At 39.8% G+C, this 16,005-nt stretch carries 14 protein-coding genes; 11 read left to right on the forward strand and 3 right to left on the reverse strand.

Annotated elements, in window-relative coordinates:
* Positions 1-63 precede the first annotated feature (63 nt).
* The 3 genes from RRG12_RS18645 (at position 64) to RRG12_RS18655 (ending at position 1,244) form a co-directional block, all read left to right on the forward strand.
* Positions 64-321 (forward strand): hypothetical protein, encoded by a 258-nt coding sequence (locus tag RRG12_RS18645; RefSeq protein WP_069070802.1) that lies wholly within the window; start codon positions 64-66, stop codon positions 319-321.
* Between the two features lie 119 nt (positions 322-440).
* Entirely contained in the window at positions 441-749 is a 309-nt protein-coding gene (locus tag RRG12_RS18650) for a DUF3181 family protein (RefSeq protein WP_069070801.1), read from the forward strand.
* Positions 750-1,028: 279 nt separating this feature from the next.
* The gene (locus RRG12_RS18655; RefSeq protein WP_420760300.1) at positions 1,029-1,244 is read left to right on the forward strand and encodes an acetyltransferase; all 216 of its coding nucleotides are present in this window, start codon (positions 1,029-1,031) and stop codon (positions 1,242-1,244) included.
* A 97-nt stretch (positions 1,245-1,341) separates the two neighbouring features.
* Here RRG12_RS18655 and RRG12_RS18660 read toward each other — a convergent pair whose 3' ends face one another.
* Positions 1,342-1,824, reverse strand: coding sequence for an ABA4-like family protein (locus RRG12_RS18660; protein ID WP_420760301.1), 483 nt, complete (start codon positions 1,822-1,824; stop codon positions 1,342-1,344).
* Positions 1,825-2,461: 637 nt separating this feature from the next.
* A complete protein-coding gene (cobW, locus tag RRG12_RS18665; protein WP_420760302.1) occupies positions 2,462-3,502 on the reverse strand; it encodes a cobalamin biosynthesis protein CobW in 1,041 nt (346 codons plus the stop codon).
* Between the two features lie 107 nt (positions 3,503-3,609).
* On the opposite strand from cobW, the gene RRG12_RS18670 reads away from it, so the two are divergent.
* On the forward strand, positions 3,610-4,848 hold the full coding sequence (locus RRG12_RS18670) for a tetratricopeptide repeat protein (RefSeq protein WP_420760303.1): 1,239 nt from the start codon (positions 3,610-3,612) through the stop codon (positions 4,846-4,848).
* Between the two features lie 193 nt (positions 4,849-5,041).
* On the opposite strand, the gene RRG12_RS18675 is transcribed toward RRG12_RS18670, so the two are convergent.
* Positions 5,042-5,758 (reverse strand): heme oxygenase (biliverdin-producing), encoded by a 717-nt coding sequence (locus tag RRG12_RS18675; RefSeq protein ID WP_420760304.1) that lies wholly within the window; start codon positions 5,756-5,758, stop codon positions 5,042-5,044.
* A 562-nt stretch (positions 5,759-6,320) separates the two neighbouring features.
* On the opposite strand from RRG12_RS18675, the gene glmM reads away from it, so the two are divergent.
* The 7 genes from glmM (at position 6,321) to hpsP (ending at position 15,675) form a co-directional block, all read left to right on the forward strand.
* Complete coding sequence (gene glmM, locus RRG12_RS18680; protein WP_420760305.1) at positions 6,321-7,793, forward strand: phosphoglucosamine mutase; 1,473 nt, start codon at positions 6,321-6,323, stop codon at positions 7,791-7,793.
* Between the two features lie 388 nt (positions 7,794-8,181).
* Positions 8,182-8,937 carry a glycosyltransferase family 2 protein gene (locus tag RRG12_RS18685; protein ID WP_420760306.1) on the forward strand — a complete coding sequence of 252 codons (756 nt, stop codon included), beginning with the start codon at positions 8,182-8,184 and terminating at the stop codon, positions 8,935-8,937.
* Positions 8,938-8,972: 35 nt separating this feature from the next.
* Positions 8,973-10,628 carry a hormogonium polysaccharide biosynthesis protein HpsL gene (gene hpsL, locus RRG12_RS18690; RefSeq protein ID WP_069074626.1) on the forward strand — a complete coding sequence of 552 codons (1,656 nt, stop codon included), beginning with the start codon at positions 8,973-8,975 and terminating at the stop codon, positions 10,626-10,628.
* An 11-nt stretch (positions 10,629-10,639) separates the two neighbouring features.
* Positions 10,640-11,791 (forward strand): glycosyltransferase family 4 protein, encoded by a 1,152-nt coding sequence (locus RRG12_RS18695; protein WP_420760307.1) that lies wholly within the window; start codon positions 10,640-10,642, stop codon positions 11,789-11,791.
* A gap of 356 nt (positions 11,792-12,147) precedes the next feature.
* Complete coding sequence (gene hpsN / locus RRG12_RS18700) at positions 12,148-13,128, forward strand: hormogonium polysaccharide biosynthesis glycosyltransferase HpsN (RefSeq protein ID WP_420760308.1); 981 nt, start codon at positions 12,148-12,150, stop codon at positions 13,126-13,128.
* 52 nt (positions 13,129-13,180) lie between these two features.
* Complete coding sequence (gene hpsO / locus RRG12_RS18705; protein WP_420760309.1) at positions 13,181-14,356, forward strand: hormogonium polysaccharide biosynthesis glycosyltransferase HpsO; 1,176 nt, start codon at positions 13,181-13,183, stop codon at positions 14,354-14,356.
* Positions 14,357-14,496: 140 nt separating this feature from the next.
* Positions 14,497-15,675 carry a hormogonium polysaccharide biosynthesis glycosyltransferase HpsP gene (hpsP, locus tag RRG12_RS18710; RefSeq protein ID WP_420760310.1) on the forward strand — a complete coding sequence of 393 codons (1,179 nt, stop codon included), beginning with the start codon at positions 14,497-14,499 and terminating at the stop codon, positions 15,673-15,675.
* The last annotated feature ends 330 nt before the right edge of the window (positions 15,676-16,005 follow it).

Here is a 16,005-nt window from a genome sequence, read left to right on the forward strand (position 1 = left end):
GCCCACCACTGCCCCAAAAACCTTAGAATAGGTAGGGTGTATTTAAATCTGTAACAAATATTTATGCCTCCTCGTTGGCCTCGCAAACCCGATCGCAAAGACCCTGATTACCGCAAGATCGATGACCGGATGAATTTTGCCGTGCATGTAGCGATCGCTTCTACTGTTAATTCTGGGTTATGGTTTTTCCATATCTTGAAAGGCACTACCTGGGAGTGGCTGCCGTTGTTGACTGCAAGTTGGACAGGAATAGTTTTGGTGCATCTGATTTATATTAGTGCGATCGCTAACTACAGCGAAACTCCACCCAAATCCACCTGAAGACGGACAGCTGATGCTGGGGTTATTGTAACCTGTGGTAGTAGAATCAGCCTTTTAAGTGAGCGATAATGTAAAAAAGCCTGAGATTTCGCACACTTTCTTAATGTAGGGTTATTTTTATGGCTAAGACTAACACCACGGAATTACTAGAAGCCCTAGCAGCTGAAATTGGCGAAAATGTCTACATAGACATTGCCAAATGGCATCTTTATTTATCTAATGCCAAACTGCATACCCTTGTTGCTGAACAGTTGTATCCTTTAATTACTTCCAACAATGTAAATGAAGACCAAGTTATCAAAGTCTTGGAATCAATTCCAGTCAAAATTGGCGGCGGTAGAAGTGAACTTCCTTTAATCGATTTCCTGCCACTGCAATGCCAAGTCACTCTAGTAGATATTTTGGAAAAATATCAACGCGAAATCTAATCTCTAAAACCAAGATTATTTGAATTAAACAATTTTCTCGGTCAGTATTCCCTGATTAACTTTGGAATGCTAAATTGAGGATTTGTTTGCTGTGTCAATTTTATAAAAATAAAAACCAACGAGTCACATAGATTAATTTGTGTAATTTATGTGTGCGTATCTGGTAAAAGTGTCCTTTAACGATTAAGGAATCTCAACGTTCTAAATCGGTTGAGATGTGAGTGAGTTTATCTTGAAACTCGCTCCCAATTTTCATGCAAACTTATTGAGGCAATCTCTATGCTTTTACAACTCAAAAATTCTGGCGAATTGGTAAAAATTCTTGAAATTCAAGAACTGCTTGACCCGAATAGTGATGTCGTCCAGGGACGAGAACAAGAAGGTGAAGAGGAACAGCCACCTGATACTTTTAAAAAAGAAAATCTTGTTTTTCCTTCTGGTGAAGTTCTACCACGCTGTTGGTTAGATGCCGACTATAGACATGACAAAGCTTAATGATTTTAAAATTAGGTAATAGGTAATGGTAGTAAATTATTGCCTATTATTAATTTACCTAATATGAGTAGGGGCGCACATCTGTGCGCCCCTAATACTATGTGCCAGTTGATGATACTTCTTGTTCTGCTACTGTCGCCGTTTCATCCTGCTGAAACTTGGGAAAAAATGTCTTAGTAATCCAGTCAGTCAAGATATGAGATAGTAATCCTAAAGGCCCAGCAAACAAACACAAAGCCAGGGAGTGAATTGTCCAAGTACCTGTTTTCTGCCCTTCCCAATAAATCCACCGACCGACAAATAAATCCATCACTAAAAAATGAATCCAACCCGTTGCAGCGACTTTTTCATCTGCAAAAAGTCGAGCAACATCAGCTAATTGTATATTTGAGAAATCTTGGGCATTTTCTGGCGTAATGCTGTTGACAAATAAATACACATACGCTCCAGCTAACAGCAAAAAGGGTAGATATGATGACATTATCTGTCGTGTAACTTTCCAGTTTGGCAATAAAATCATCAACGCCCAAAATGGCAATACGAAAAGATTAGCAATGTTAAATAGTTGAGAAATTGTCATGTTTTTGTAAAGTGAATAGGGAAGGTTTAAGTTAGAAGTTAGGGATTATATAGGAATCCGCTTTGATTTCTGAACGAATTTGCGTAGACAGGCAATAGGCAACAGGAAAGAAGGCTTCTTAGTTGTACTGAGTTTTTTCAGAAATCAAATATGAGTCTTATATCATGTCCGCATAATTCTGACTTTTCACGGTATATAGAAAATCTCTCTCCTAAAAGGCTACGGTGTAACACAAGTCCTAAAAACCTAGTACCGCAAGGCGGAATTCGTAATTCGTAATGACGCTCCTGCGTCGCTAACGCTGCGCTAACGTAATTCGTAATTAATTGTTTGCAAGGGTTTCAGACGTTTAAGATGGGTGGCTTATTTACGCTGTGCGGTACTAGCTTGATAAGCATTTCCTCGTTCCCTGGCTCCGCCTGGGAATGCATTCATTGAGTCTCTGACTCAATATCTGACTAGAGGCAGAGCCTCTAGTCAGGCATTCCTATGCAGAGCATAGGAACGAGATAAACGAGATAATAATGCCAAATTGATCTTTTTTTGACTTGTGTGTACACCGTAGCCGCAAGCGGGGTAGGGTTCTTCGGGTTTAATAAGTAATCAAGCGGACACAATATAACTCCTAACTCTTAACTTATAAAGCTACAAGTTGTGATTCAATTTCAGAAGACTTCAAATCACGACCGATGAAAACTAAGCGCGTTTGTCTGGCTTCTTCTGGTTTCCAGGGGCGATCATAAAATTTCTCAAATCGGGTTCCCACGCCCTGCATCACTAGGCGCATCGATTTATTTGGCACTGCCACAAAGCCTTTAATCCGGTAAATTTCTTGTTGTTGTGCCAATATTTGCAACTGCTGTTGCAGCTTTTCTGGGTCAAAGGTACGATCCAAAATTAAATTAGCTGAGGTAATTTCTTCGTCGTGGTTGTGATCTTCTTCAGTATCGTGATGACTAGGACGAGAATCTAAGTTGTCTTCCACTGCGGCTTGAAATCCTAATAATATAGACGCGTCAAGCTGAGAACGATCGCTCTCGACAATTTTCACCAGTCTGGGCAACTCTTGCTTAATCAATTCCTCAACTCTGGCTTTTGTCTCGGCATCTACCAAGCCGATTTTATTCAACACCACCAAGTCTGCACAAGCAAGTTGGTCTTCAAACAGTTCTTGCAAGGGTGTTTCATGTTCTAGATTATCATCTGCTTGCCGCTGGGCTGCGATCGCTTCTGGATCACTAGCAAATGTCCCCGCTGCTACCGCCGCACAATCCACCACGGTAATTACAGCATCCACAGTGGCGGCGTTACGAATTTCTTGCCAGCGAAAAGCCTTCACCAAGGGTTTTGGTAAGGCTAAACCAGAGGTTTCAATCAAAATACAGTCGATGCTGTCTCGCCGCTTGATTAACTCTTGCATCATTGGGTAAAATTCTTCCTGCACCGTACAGCATAAGCAGCCGTTGGTTAATTCAAAGATATTAGTGTCACCCTCACCATCTTCCGGGCAAATTTGACAAGATTTCAATAATTCGCCATCAATACCGAGTTCGCCAAATTCATTGACTACAACGGCAATGCGGCGTCCTTGGTTGTTTTGTAGCAGGTGGCGAATTAGGCTAGTTTTTCCACTACCTAAGAAGCCTGTGATCACTGTGACAGGAATTTTCGTAGCCATATTTTTGCCTGATTTACTCAGTATGGTAAGTTTTACGGGTTACAAACTTAAATACTGAGATTAAGCTTGGTTTGAAGATTTACTTAGTTATTTTAAGCTGAAAGTCTATGAGAAGCCTGAAAATATTGCCGTTGGTGTTGAGTTTAGGTTTGGCGTTGGCTCCTCAAATCAGTGTGGCGCAAACAGTGGAGGAGTTAGAACAAAAAGCGACATCTGCCGAAGAAGTGAAAAATTATGAAGAAGCCGCTAATATTTGGCGGAGTTTCATTCAGAGGGATGCCAAAAACAGTTACGCTTACGTCAAGCTGGCAGATGTTTTGTCTTCCCAAGGCAAAATTGCAGAGACGATCGCTACTTATCGCCAAGCTTTACAATTAACTCCCGATTCGGCAATTTATCTCAAATTAGGGAATTTTCTGGTAGAAAAGGGACAAACCACTGAAGCGATCGCAGCTTTTCGTCAAGCTATCAAACTTAAACCTAACAGTAACACGTATTACTACTACACTTTAGCGTCACAGTTGATGGAACTTGGTAATACAAAGGAAGCACTCTTGGTTTACCGTCAAATCGTTAAACTTGAGCCAGATGCAGATAGTTACAACATTTTAGGTAATTTATTGCGTAAATTAGGGCAACGAGAAGAAGCGATCGCTGCTCATCGAGAAGCCTTGAAAATTGATCCCAAGAGTTATCTGGCTTACCACTATCTGGGTGAAATGCTGGAATATCAAGAAGCCGTTGCTATCTATCGTCAAGCAAGCAAAAATGACTCCAAAAATGAAGTCTACTATGAGCGTTTGGGATCACTTTCATTACAGCGTGGCTTTGTTAAGGAAGCGATCGCTGCCTACCGCCAATTAATTAAAATCAAGCCTGAAGCTTCAAAGTATGTAGAACTGGGAGATGTGCTGATGACACAAAAAAAACCAGAAGAAGCGATCGCTCTTTACCGCCAAGCCGTTGCCACAAAACCCACTGATGATTATTACAGTAAATTAAGTCAAGCACTAGCTCAACAGGACAAACTAGATGAAGCTCTGGCAATTTGCCAAAATGTGGTAAAAACTGGTGAAGGCAGTTATGAAACCTGCTCCAATATAAATTTGCCACTTTACAAGCAAAAAGGCTTTCCTGCTGTCATGGCTTTTTATCAGCCGTTGGCGAATATGATTCCACGCCGTAAAATGGCAGAACTTTACATCAAACTTGGCACAGAGATTTTCTATAGTGAATCTGGTGATGACTCAAAACAAGAGGCCGAGGCAGTTTTTCGGGAAGCATTAAAAATAGATCCAGAAAACACTGATGCTCAAAGTACTATCAAAGAATTACTAACCGATTAAACATAATTGAGGGGCAATTTCCCCATGCTTGCTTTCACAAATAAAAAGCAGTCACAGGGCTATTGCCCCTAAATATTTTGAGCATTTTTCGCTCTTTCTCCAGAAAAACCTATGAATCATCTTTCATCAGGCTGTCTGGACTTATAATTCCACACACCATACTCCGCACTCATTACTCATTACTCAGCACTCATTACTCAGCAGTGACGAGTTCAGTACTACCGCGTGTACGACGCCGTGTGAGGCTGTTGTAAAGCATTACACCGATCGCCTTGATTAAATTACCTTCCAATTCTTGGAACATCTTCATGTTCGTACCAAAGGCGGCGTTAGCTTCCTCAACGATGCGATCGGTTGTCGCTTCGTCAAGAGGTAATTCATCCAAATTTTGGCGATATTTCGCTTTGAATGCCTTCTCGTCAGGAATCTCTGGAAACTCATAAAAAGCTGTTCCTTGCCCTTCCGACAAATTCATCGCCGTTACAGCAATATTTTTGAGAATTTGTCCCCCAGATAAGTCGCCCAAGTAACGAGTGTATGAATGAGCGATTAACAATTCCGGTTCTGTGGCAGATATTTCTCGGATGCGCTTTACATAAGCTTCACCTGCGGGAGATAGTTTAATTTGCTCTCTCCAGTTAGCACCAAAGTAATAAGCTAGGTCTTGCTCTAAGGTATACTTGCGGTTTAACTGAGGAAAGTTAATTTTAGAAAGAATTGGGTGCTGGCTATGCTTTTCCATTTCTTCTTCCATCGCTGAGTAGACGAAGTAGAAGTTAGCAACTAGTTTTCGGTAAGAGTTTTTCTCGACGACTCCTCTTAAAAAGCACTTGACAAAACCTACATTTTCTGCCATCGTGTGTGCTTTCTTAGTGCCTACACGTAATTTGGTTGCTAAATTGCTGCTCATATTTAAAATTCTCAACTTTAAAAAGTTAACTGCCGGAGTTTTGATTCACTAACGGCTAAAAAAGCCATTAAAAGGTTACCTTAAAACTATTTGATGAGAATTTATATTAAAATTTTTTAAGCCGCGATGATTTTGTAGTTTTTTACACAGCAACAAGGCTATGAAAATAGAACTTTAGATTTTGGTTTTTGGTTCTTATTAGCTTAATTTTGCTTTCATTCTCAGGTTTCCTAAAAAAGCTTGTGATGAAATTAGGGTAATATTTATTACATATTTTTTGGGTTATGAAGATTGCCAAATGTAAACTAATACAGATAAAAATCAAGACTAAAGTTGAGGGCATAAAGGGAATAATTAGCTAAAATGTGGAAACTTTGTTGATAATGTAAAAACCAATACTGACTTTATGAAAGATTTACATTTAAAAAGGCAGAGCTTAAGTATTATTACGTAAGCTAGCCGAATCTAGAATGAATTTCTTAAAGAGAAAAAGCATGTCGAAATTGCTGAATAAAGTCTTAAGTGCTATTTTCCAGTGTGATTGTGTGGAGTGTTTAAAAATATGGTTTCATCTATAACTCGGACACCGGGCATTTCTGGGGGTTCTGCTTCTGAAAGTGAGGGATTGGGGAAGGGGATTGAGAGCAGTTTTGGGCTGAATTTAATCCCACTACCAGCAAATCCGTTATTTGGTACAGATGGGATTCGCGGACGAGTTGGAGAATTACTGAGTGCGCCCCTAGCATTGCAAGTTGGTTTTTGGACGGGGATTGTTTTACGTAACCATGCTACTCAAATAGGGCCAGTCATTCTCGGACAGGATTCTAGAAACTCCAGCGATATGCTGGCAATGGCTTTGAGTGCAGGGTTAACAGCAGCGGGGTTAGAGGTTTGGTATTTGGGATTGTGTCCCACTCCTTGCGTTGCCTATCTCACCAGCATCAGCGATGCCATTGGCGGAGTGATGATTTCTGCCAGTCACAATCCCCCAGAAGACAATGGCATTAAAGTTTTTAGTGGCAATGGTGGGAAGTTACCGCAAATATTGCAGGCAGAAATAGAAGCGGGACTGCGTGGGAAGATATCACCGATTGCTAGAGTCAGTAATTGCGGACGGCATCACTCACGTTTTGAGTTAGTGGGGCATTATAGCTCGGCGTTGAAAAAACCCTTGAACAGTGCCTTAAATCTTCAGGGAATGAAGATTGTTTTAGACTTGGCGTGGGGTGCAGCAGTCGGGTTAGCACCATCAGTATTTACAGAAATGGGGGCAGAGGTAATCTGCTTGCATAATGAAGCAGATGGCGATCGCATTAATGTTAACTGCGGCTCTACCCATTTAGATATTCTTGCAGCCACAGTACAAGAACACAACGCCAATATCGGCTTTGCCTTTGATGGCGATGCCGATCGCGTCTTAGCAGTAGACAATACAGGAAGGCAAGTTAACGGCGATTACATTCTCTACCTGTGGGGACGCCACTTACAACAAAACCAACAATTGCCAGACAACCTGATTGTATCTACAGTCATGGCCAACTTAGGCTTTGAAAAAGCTTGGCAGCAAATTGGTGGTAACTTAATTCGTACCGCAGTTGGTGACCAATATGTGCAAGCCGAAATGTTGCGGACTGGGGGAATGCTAGGCGGGGAACAATCTGGTCATATTCTTTGCCGTCATTATGCTGTGACTGGAGATGGCTTGTTAACAGCATTACATATCGCAGCTTTGGTGAAAGAAGCGGGTGTTCCCTTGAGCGAATTAGTAGATCAAAGTTTCCAGACCTATCCACAATTATTGCGGAACGTGCGAGTTGTTGATCGCGATCGCCGTTTAGGATGGCAAGATTGCGAACCAGTACAAAAAGCGATCGCTCTTGCTGAAGCCGCAATGGGTGATTCCGGCAGAATTTTGGTTCGCGCCTCTGGTACAGAACCAGTCATCAGAGTAATGGTGGAAGCAGCCAATGCCGAACTCACTAACTACTGGACAAATGAACTAGTTTCACAAGTCCAACAGCATCTAATGGACTAAATTAGCTGAATATCTCAGCTTTTAAAAAACGTAAAATCTTATCACAGCTTCTACAAATTAACCAGCCTGGGTTATGTGTAGAAGCTGTGACATTTGTATTTAGATAGTCTTGAAGAAGAATTCAGAAGTCAGAATTCAGGAGTCAGAATCAATCAGTCGGGGATTCAGACCGCGCAGGAATTGAAGACCACCAAGTTGAAAATTTGGTGGTGGTCTTAAACCCGGTTATTCATCCGCCAGTCATACAGAAAACATTACTGAATTCTGACTCCTGACTCCTGAATTCTGTTCGATAAAAGAGCGTTAATCCTAACATCAGTCTGAATATGTTATTATTTGCTTCGAGCTTATTAGTTATTTCTTCTGACAAAACACAGTGCTTGTTTTTGTGATTCCACTCAAAAGTGCACAAGTTTCCAATTCCTGGGAACGTGTTACACAATTATTTGAAAGATGCATTAAATCAGTTTGCAATCAAACCTCACCTAATTTTCACGTTATTGTTGTTTGTCACGAAAAGCCCAAAATAGAATTCACTCATCCTCATATTACATACATTACAGTTGATTTTTCTCCTCCAAATGAGACTAACCCTGTAGCAAAAGGAGACACAGATAAAGGGCGTAAAATATTAAAAGGATTGATTTATGCTCGTCAATTTTCTCCCACCCACACTATGACTGTTGATGCTGACGATTGTGTTAGTAAAAAGTTAGCCAAATTTATTCAACAACACCCAGATTCTAATGGATGGTTTATAAATAAAGGTTATAAATATCAGGAAGGCAGTAATTATATATATATTAAAAGAAATAATTTTTATAAGATGTGCGGCAGTTGTAACATCATTCGATATGATTTGAATTATTTGCCCGAAACCGCAGAATATAATCGTGGCTATGGATACTATAGATATTATATAGACCATGCCAAAGTCAGAGAGATTTTAAAGAACAAAGCAAAACCTATTAAATCATTACCATTTCCAGGCGCAGTTTATATTTTGGAAACAGGAGAAAATCTTTTTGATAATTCCAAAAGATTAAGATTTAGCATTTTTAATCGCAAATTATTAAATCAATCAGTTAGAGATGAATTCGGATTGTACTACTTACAGCAATCCAAAGAAATTTGTCAACTATAATAGATTCTCCGAGGCTGATAGACGACAGCACCACTATGCCAAAACTAAAGTCAAAATCTAAGCAATCTAAAAACTCGAAAAAACAGACTAAAAAGGAAAATTCTGCCCTTAACCTTAAAGAACAGTTAGCCCAAAAGCGCAAAACAGCCCAAGCACGTAAAGAACTCACTAGCTTACTCACCACCGCCACCTTTAGCGGTGTTTTTGTTGGCATTCTGCTTTTTTTCGTAGCTGGAATTAAAGTAGCAGTCCCAGGAGTATTGGGAATAATAGTCATATCCCTTTCCTACAAATACCCGCGCCAAGCGCTATATGCCTTTATCATTTATGTACCTATTGGGGGTACTATCACCTACTACTTGGGCAATAGTCCCGTACTTCAATTAGCTAAAGATGCTTTTTATGTTCCAGCCCTAATTGGACTTTGGCAGACTTGCCGTAAACAGGGGCTACCCTTAATTATCCCCCAAGGTATTAAAATCCCACTTTATATTGTTTTGGGTTGTAGTCTGCTAACGCTGTTATTTGTTAATGGTGGACAGCAATTTAACCCGCCTAGTGTCGGACTATTAGAAAAAGCAGCCAAAGAAATACCTTTAGGTATGGGCATTCTGGGACTGAAAGTATTTTTAGGCTATGTCCCTTTGATTGGTTGTGCCTACTATCTAATTCGCGATAAGCGGGATTTTCTATTTTTATCGCGCCTCCAGATTGTCCTGATACTGATTTGCTGTGTACTGGGATGTATTCAATACCTGCTACTACTAACTGGTATATGTCAAGGCACTAGAGGTCTGGAAGGAAATGCCCTATTTGTCACATCACTAGAAGCCCGGTGTTATTTTGGTGGAGCGCTCTTATATAGTCCTGAAGAAGGGGTTATTCGCTTACCAGGGACATTTGTAGCCCCTTGGCAGTGGGCATGGTTCTTAATTTCCAGCACCTTTTTTACCTTTGCTACCGGCTTTACCGACCCTTCCATTGTGTGGCGGGTAATCGGTTTAGGTTCTTTAGTGACAGTCTTTATCAATGCTGTAATTTCTGGACAGAGAATTGCCCTAGCTTTAGTACCAATCTGCTTCGGGATTTTGCTATTGCTCACTGGGCAACTTGGCAACCTAAAACGATTTATCCCTATAGGGATAGGACTTGCCCTAGTTCTGGGAATTGCGATGGTGAGCAACCCTGCTGTCGTACAAGAGAGAACCGAGAGTTTTACCAGTCGTTGGGAAGCTTCACCACCTCAAGATTTTATCGTCCAGCAATTTGAAGAAAATTGGAAAAACGTAGATGGGCCACTAGGAAGTGGCTTAGGACGAGCAACTAACTCTGCCCGTGCGATGGGTAAAACTAAGCTTGTGGAAACCTATTACCCCAAAGTACTTTTTGAGGTTGGAATTCTTGGGGTACTAGCCTTTCTGGGCTTGGTAACAAGTTTAACAATTATTAGCTTTAAAACCTATCGCTCCATAAAAAACCGTAATTTCCGCAGTTACGGAGCAGCTTTATGGGTGTTTATATTGTTTATTAGCTACAACACCTACTACTATCCTCTGGATGTTGATCCTGTTGCTGTCTATTATTGGTTTTTTGCGGGAGTTCTTTTTAAATTGCCAGAATTGGAGAAACAAGATAAAGAAGATGCTAACCCTCAGCTAAAAAACAAGAAAAAACGTCTCAAAACAATTTAAATGAAATAAAAATGGCAAAAGTTATCATAGGAGGTCAAAAACACCTCAGCATTCCCAACCTACCTCGAAATTCTCGGCATACACTCATCCGCCCTAAACCTTTTCCCGCAGGCAGATATCCGATAGAAAAAATTTGGTATCCTTTAGCCAGCTTTATTGCGTGGCAACCCGTATGGGAAAGATACCAAGCAATTCATTCTTTCAACAGAATTTTATATACAAATAAACCTTGGTTTCTCACCTTTGAGGATCATCGTGTTTTATATAGAAATCCTCAAAATCAAGCTGAAGCTGCAATTTATGAATTATTAAATAATCGATTAGCACTAGAAAATTGCCAAAAAATTATCGCCATTTCAGATTACGCTAAGTTGAGATTAATTAAGCGGATAGAAGGTTGGAAGATAGAAGCAAAGATAAGTAAGAAAGTAGATGTAGTCCATCCCAACTTTCCAATCAGAGTTAACCAATCAAAACTTTATCAAGAACAGCAAAATCTCCAGCTTGTATTTATTGGCAATCATATTGCCCGCAAAGGTGGAGTTGTTGCTTTGAGACTTGCAAAAAAAGCTGAAAAATTAGGTTTGCCTATTACTGTACATATAATTTCGGGACTGGAACATGGTTCAGGAGTTCCGACAGATTTTCCAGAACGCAGCAAATATGTAGAAGATTTAAAGTTACTTAATCTAAATAACGTTGTCTTTCATAAGAATATTCCCAATGACAAAGTTATTGAGCTATTATCGCAAAGTCATTTTCAATTAATGGCGACATTACATGATACTTATGGCTATAGTATCATCGAAGGATTTTCTGTTGCTACCCCTGCAATTACGACAAATGTATGTGCCTTACCAGAATTTATCCGTCATGGTGAAAATGGCTATATTTTAGAATTACCAATTAATGAAATTAGGCACTGGAGTAATTGGCAGCACGGAGAAAAAACCAAAACTAATGAATATTGGGAAATTCTAAATAGTACTTACGATTATTTGGCAGAGCAAGCATTGCAACAAATAATTCAATTTCTTGATAGAAATGATAAACGAGAACATTATGAATTTTTAAGTGCAGGAGCATTAGCTCAAGCGCAAATTGTGCATAACTCCGAAAAGCAAAATGAGTTCTTTGATAATCTCTATGCAGCAGCACTATGAAGAGTGCTAAGTTCCGTTAGAGGATGTTTGAAAAGTGGTTAGCTGTGATTTTAAGCACTGGTTGATCCCCCCTAACCCCCCTTAAAAAGGGGGGAAAATCCTTAAAGTCCCCCTTTCTAAGGGGGATTTAGGGGGATCGAAAACGTTTTGATACCGACGAGGAGACTTTTCAAACATCCTCTTAGGAAGGCGTTGAGCCAGTGCTGAGTTTAGTAAATAATTGATTGAATGTAATTGAAAAATAATTCATAACTCAGAATTATTTTTCGATAAAAGCAATGATAGCTTACTGAATTTCATGAAAATTAATTTTTACAAGGCTAATATAGAAGTAGTAAAATTACTGAATATAAATCATGAATAATTGGCCATTAATTACTGTAGTAATCCCGACCTACGGACGGGAGGAAGCACTACGAGATAGCATTGTGGATGTCTTAAAACAGGACTATCCAAATTTTGAAGTTTTAGTTGTAGACCAAACCGCAAAACACCAACCAGAAATTCAAGCTTACTTAGAAGAGATGGCGGAGGCAGGTAAAATTAAATGGTTGCGTTTAGATTGGGCGAGTTTGCCAGGGGCGCGAAATTATGCTGTCCGGCGGTCATCTGGTGAAATAATATTATTTATTGATGATGATGTTCAGCTAACCCCTGGATTGTTAGCAGCCCATGCGAAAAATTATTGGCAAAATCCAGAAGTGGGGGCTGTCGCCGGTCGGGTATTTGACAGAATGAAATTGGGTGATTCTGGCGGAGATTTAGAGATTGAATATTTGCCCCCCCAAGCTATGGACCCAGGAATTGCTTGGTATCATATTGATTTAGTGCATACAATCAAACCCCAGCAAGTGCTAACAGCGAGGGGTTGCAATATGTCTTTTCGCAGGGAAATTTTTACTAAGTATGGGCTGAGATTTGATGAGAGGTTTCGCGGTAGTGCAGTACGCGAAGAGTCAGATTTTTGTTTGCGGGTGAGGCAGACAGGATATAAGATTTGGTACGACCCAGAAGCCCATTTGGTGCATTTAGGCGAAGAAACAGGTGGTTGTCATGATATTAGTATGCGATCGCTCCAATATCAACTCACCTTCTACCACAACCATTTCTTACTAGGGCTGAAAAACCTTACTGTGACTCAAGCCTTACGTTTATACGGCCGTTTATTCGACTGTCACGTACTGGGACGCCCACCTTGTAATAAAAGCGGTTCCCCCATCAAAATTGCCACTCGCGCTATTTTCTACACTTTGGGTTTTTTCAAAGCCTTGGGTACTGTCATCCAATCAATATGGAACGATGGTCAAATTTACAGTCGATTGGATAAACAAGTTTAGTCATTGGTCATTTGTCATTTGTCATTGGTCAATAACAAAGAATAAATTAAAAATGAAAATTTTAGTTGCTAGTCACACTTATATCGTAGACCTCAACTGTGAAAAATTACGTGCTTTATCTCAATTAGAACCCGATATTGAAGTGACAGTTGTAGTCCCAAAGCGCTGGAAACCAGGTGGTGTGCAAAATAGAATTATTGAAACTGAATATCGCGATGAAGGCACATTTAGAATAGTTCCAGTTTCTAATTTTAGCCAAAATCACCAGGGACTCCTTACCTTTGGTGCTGATTTGATATCTTTACTAAAACAATTTCGTCCCCAAATCATTCAGGTAGAACAAGGGTCTAGAGCCTTGGCTTATACTCAAATGATTACCTTAAATAAGCTATTAGGACTCAAGGCAAAAAATTTATTTTTTACCTGGTGGAATCTTCCATATAATCTGAAACCACCAATTGCTTTATTAGAAAAATATAACCTCAACCACAGCCACGGCATTATTTCTGGCAATCAGGATGGAGCAGAAGTTTTGCGACAACGAGGATATCAAGGGGCAATTAAAGTCATGCCACAACTAGGTGTAGATGAAAGTCTATTCACTCCCAAAGCCCAACCAGAATTAGCTGCTAAGTTAGGCATTGAAAAAGAAGATTTTGTGGTAGGTTTTGTTGGACGATTTGTGCAAGAAAAGGGTTTATTAACACTTTTAGAAGCCTTAATCAGTTTGAAAAGTAAATCTTGGAAGTTACTGCTGCTAGGACGGGGAGAGTTACAAACTCAATTAATCAAAATAGCGACAGAAAATAATATTAAAGAACGGTTAATTTTGGTAGAGAGTGTTCCTCATGACGAGGTTGCAAACTATATTAATTTAATGAGTACTTTGGTACTGCCTTCAGAAACAACTTACAAGTTTAAAACATTAACTTCTGCTGGCTGGAAAGAACAATTTGGTCATGTGCTAATTGAAGCAATGGCTTGCCAAGTGCCCGTGATTGGTTCTGATTCTGGTGAAATTCCCCATGTAATTGGCGATGCTGGTTTAGTATTTCCCGAAGGTGATGCTCAAGCCCTTGCTAATTGCTTAATTCAATTAATAGATAAACCATATTTTGCTCACAGTCTAGGTGAAATGGGTTATCAAAAAGCAATGATTAAATACACAAATAAAGCTTTAGCTAAACAGCAATTAGAGTTTTATCAAGAATTGGTTAATAGTCATTAGTCATTGGTCATTGGTCATTGGTCATTGGTTATTAGTGAATAACAAAGGACAAAGGACAAATAACAAAGGACAGAGGACAAATGACAAATCAGAAATGACAAAGGACAAAGGACAAATGACAAATCAGAAATGACAAAAAAATGAAAATATTACAAATTGTCCCCTCAATTTCTCTGATTTACGGCGGCCCCAGTCAAATGGTACTAGGATTAGCTCCGGCGTTGGTCAAAGAGGGAGTAGAAGTTACAATTCTCACAACTGATAGTAATGGCGATAATGGTCAAACACCTCTGGATGTTCCTTTAAATCGCCCAATTAAACAAGATGGCTATGAAATAATTTATTTTCGTTGTGCGCCGTTTCGTCGCTACAAATTTTCCCTAGATTTATTAAAATGGCTAAAACTTCATGCTCATGAGTTTGATATAGCACATATTCATGCTTTATTCTCGCCAATAATTAGTGCTGCTGCAATTGTGTGTCGTCAGCAAAAGCTACCTTATATTTTCCGTCCTTTGGGTACTCTCGATCCGGCTGATTTAAAGAAAAAAAAGCGATTAAAACAGCTTTATGTCGCAATTATAGAACGTCAAAACTTAGCGGGTGCGGCAGCAATTCATTTTACCAGCGATCAAGAAGCTAAAATATCAGAACGGTTTGGAGTATCTACACCAGATTTGGTGATTCCCTTGGGTGTAATTCCCCCTCAATCTTCTTTTAAAAATATATTTAGTCAGTTAGAAATACCAAAGGATGTGCCTTTAGTGCTGTTTATGTCACGAATTGATCCGAAAAAAGGGTTAAATTTGTTGATTCCGGCGCTAGAGAAGCTATTAGGGATTGGTTATAAGTTTCATTTTGTCTTAGCTGGGACTAATCCTCAAGATCCAGATTATGAACAAAAGATAATATCCCAAATTCAAAATTCACCACTGCGATCGCACACTACAATTACTGGCTTTGTCACTGGTGAACTCAAAGTCAGTTTACTACAAGCTGCTGATTTATTTGTCTTGCCTTCCTACTATGAAAATTTTGGGATTGCTGTAGCTGAAGCGATGGTAGCAGGTGTACCCGTTGTCATTTCTGATCAAGTGCATATTTGTCAACAGATTCGTGATAGTGAGTCGGGTTGGGTGGGCGCAACAGATGTCCAAGCATTGATAGAGTTACTGCAAGAAGCTTTGCAAAATCCCGCAGAACGCCAACGACGGGGATTAAATGCCCAAAAATATGCCTTGGAAAATTTTAGCTGGGATGCGATCGCAAGGCAAACAATCCAAACTTACCAGAAAATTCTGGCGAACAAATTAATTTAACAATATCTAAAATAGGGCTTGCTGAAAAAGTCTGATGGCTGGGGTAGGCAATAGGGAATAGGCAACAGGCAATAGTTTCATCGTGATTTTTGGTGTTTTTTTGTGACCGAATCCATTAGAAATGCAAAATTTTTCAGCCTGATACCCCAATTTACTTGCACCTGTTTCTACAAAAATAGCCCCAAAACATTGAGAAATCAACGTTTTATCATTATTCAGCAGACCCTAAAATAGCTAGATCACAAAAAATCGGTAGCTTGTCACTGACAGCTTTGTTTATGTGCTCTAGATTTATAGCAGGAGGCAGGAGGCAGGAGGCAGGAGGCAGGA

The organism is Nostoc sp. CALU 546, from assembly GCF_048836525.1.

Excerpts from the sequence above, each read along its gene's own strand:
- hpsO (WP_420760309.1), top strand. The coding sequence starts at position 13,181 with ATGAAAATTTTAGTTGCTAGTCACACTTATATCGTAGACCTCAACTGT.
- RRG12_RS18655 (WP_420760300.1), top strand. The coding sequence starts at position 1,029 with ATGCTTTTACAACTCAAAAATTCTGGCGAATTGGTAAAAATTCTTGAA.
- RRG12_RS18660 (WP_420760301.1), bottom strand. The coding sequence starts at position 1,824 with ATGACAATTTCTCAACTATTTAACATTGCTAATCTTTTCGTATTGCCA.
- hpsN (WP_420760308.1), top strand. The coding sequence starts at position 12,148 with ATGAATAATTGGCCATTAATTACTGTAGTAATCCCGACCTACGGACGG.
- RRG12_RS18650 (WP_069070801.1), top strand. The coding sequence starts at position 441 with ATGGCTAAGACTAACACCACGGAATTACTAGAAGCCCTAGCAGCTGAA.
- hpsP (WP_420760310.1), top strand. The coding sequence starts at position 14,497 with ATGAAAATATTACAAATTGTCCCCTCAATTTCTCTGATTTACGGCGGC.
- cobW (WP_420760302.1), bottom strand. The coding sequence starts at position 3,502 with ATGGCTACGAAAATTCCTGTCACAGTGATCACAGGCTTCTTAGGTAGT.
- RRG12_RS18695 (WP_420760307.1), top strand. The coding sequence starts at position 10,640 with ATGGCAAAAGTTATCATAGGAGGTCAAAAACACCTCAGCATTCCCAAC.
- RRG12_RS18645 (WP_069070802.1), top strand. The coding sequence starts at position 64 with ATGCCTCCTCGTTGGCCTCGCAAACCCGATCGCAAAGACCCTGATTAC.
- glmM (WP_420760305.1), top strand. The coding sequence starts at position 6,321 with ATGGTTTCATCTATAACTCGGACACCGGGCATTTCTGGGGGTTCTGCT.
- RRG12_RS18670 (WP_420760303.1), top strand. The coding sequence starts at position 3,610 with ATGAGAAGCCTGAAAATATTGCCGTTGGTGTTGAGTTTAGGTTTGGCG.
- RRG12_RS18675 (WP_420760304.1), bottom strand. The coding sequence starts at position 5,758 with ATGAGCAGCAATTTAGCAACCAAATTACGTGTAGGCACTAAGAAAGCA.
- hpsL (WP_069074626.1), top strand. The coding sequence starts at position 8,973 with ATGCCAAAACTAAAGTCAAAATCTAAGCAATCTAAAAACTCGAAAAAA.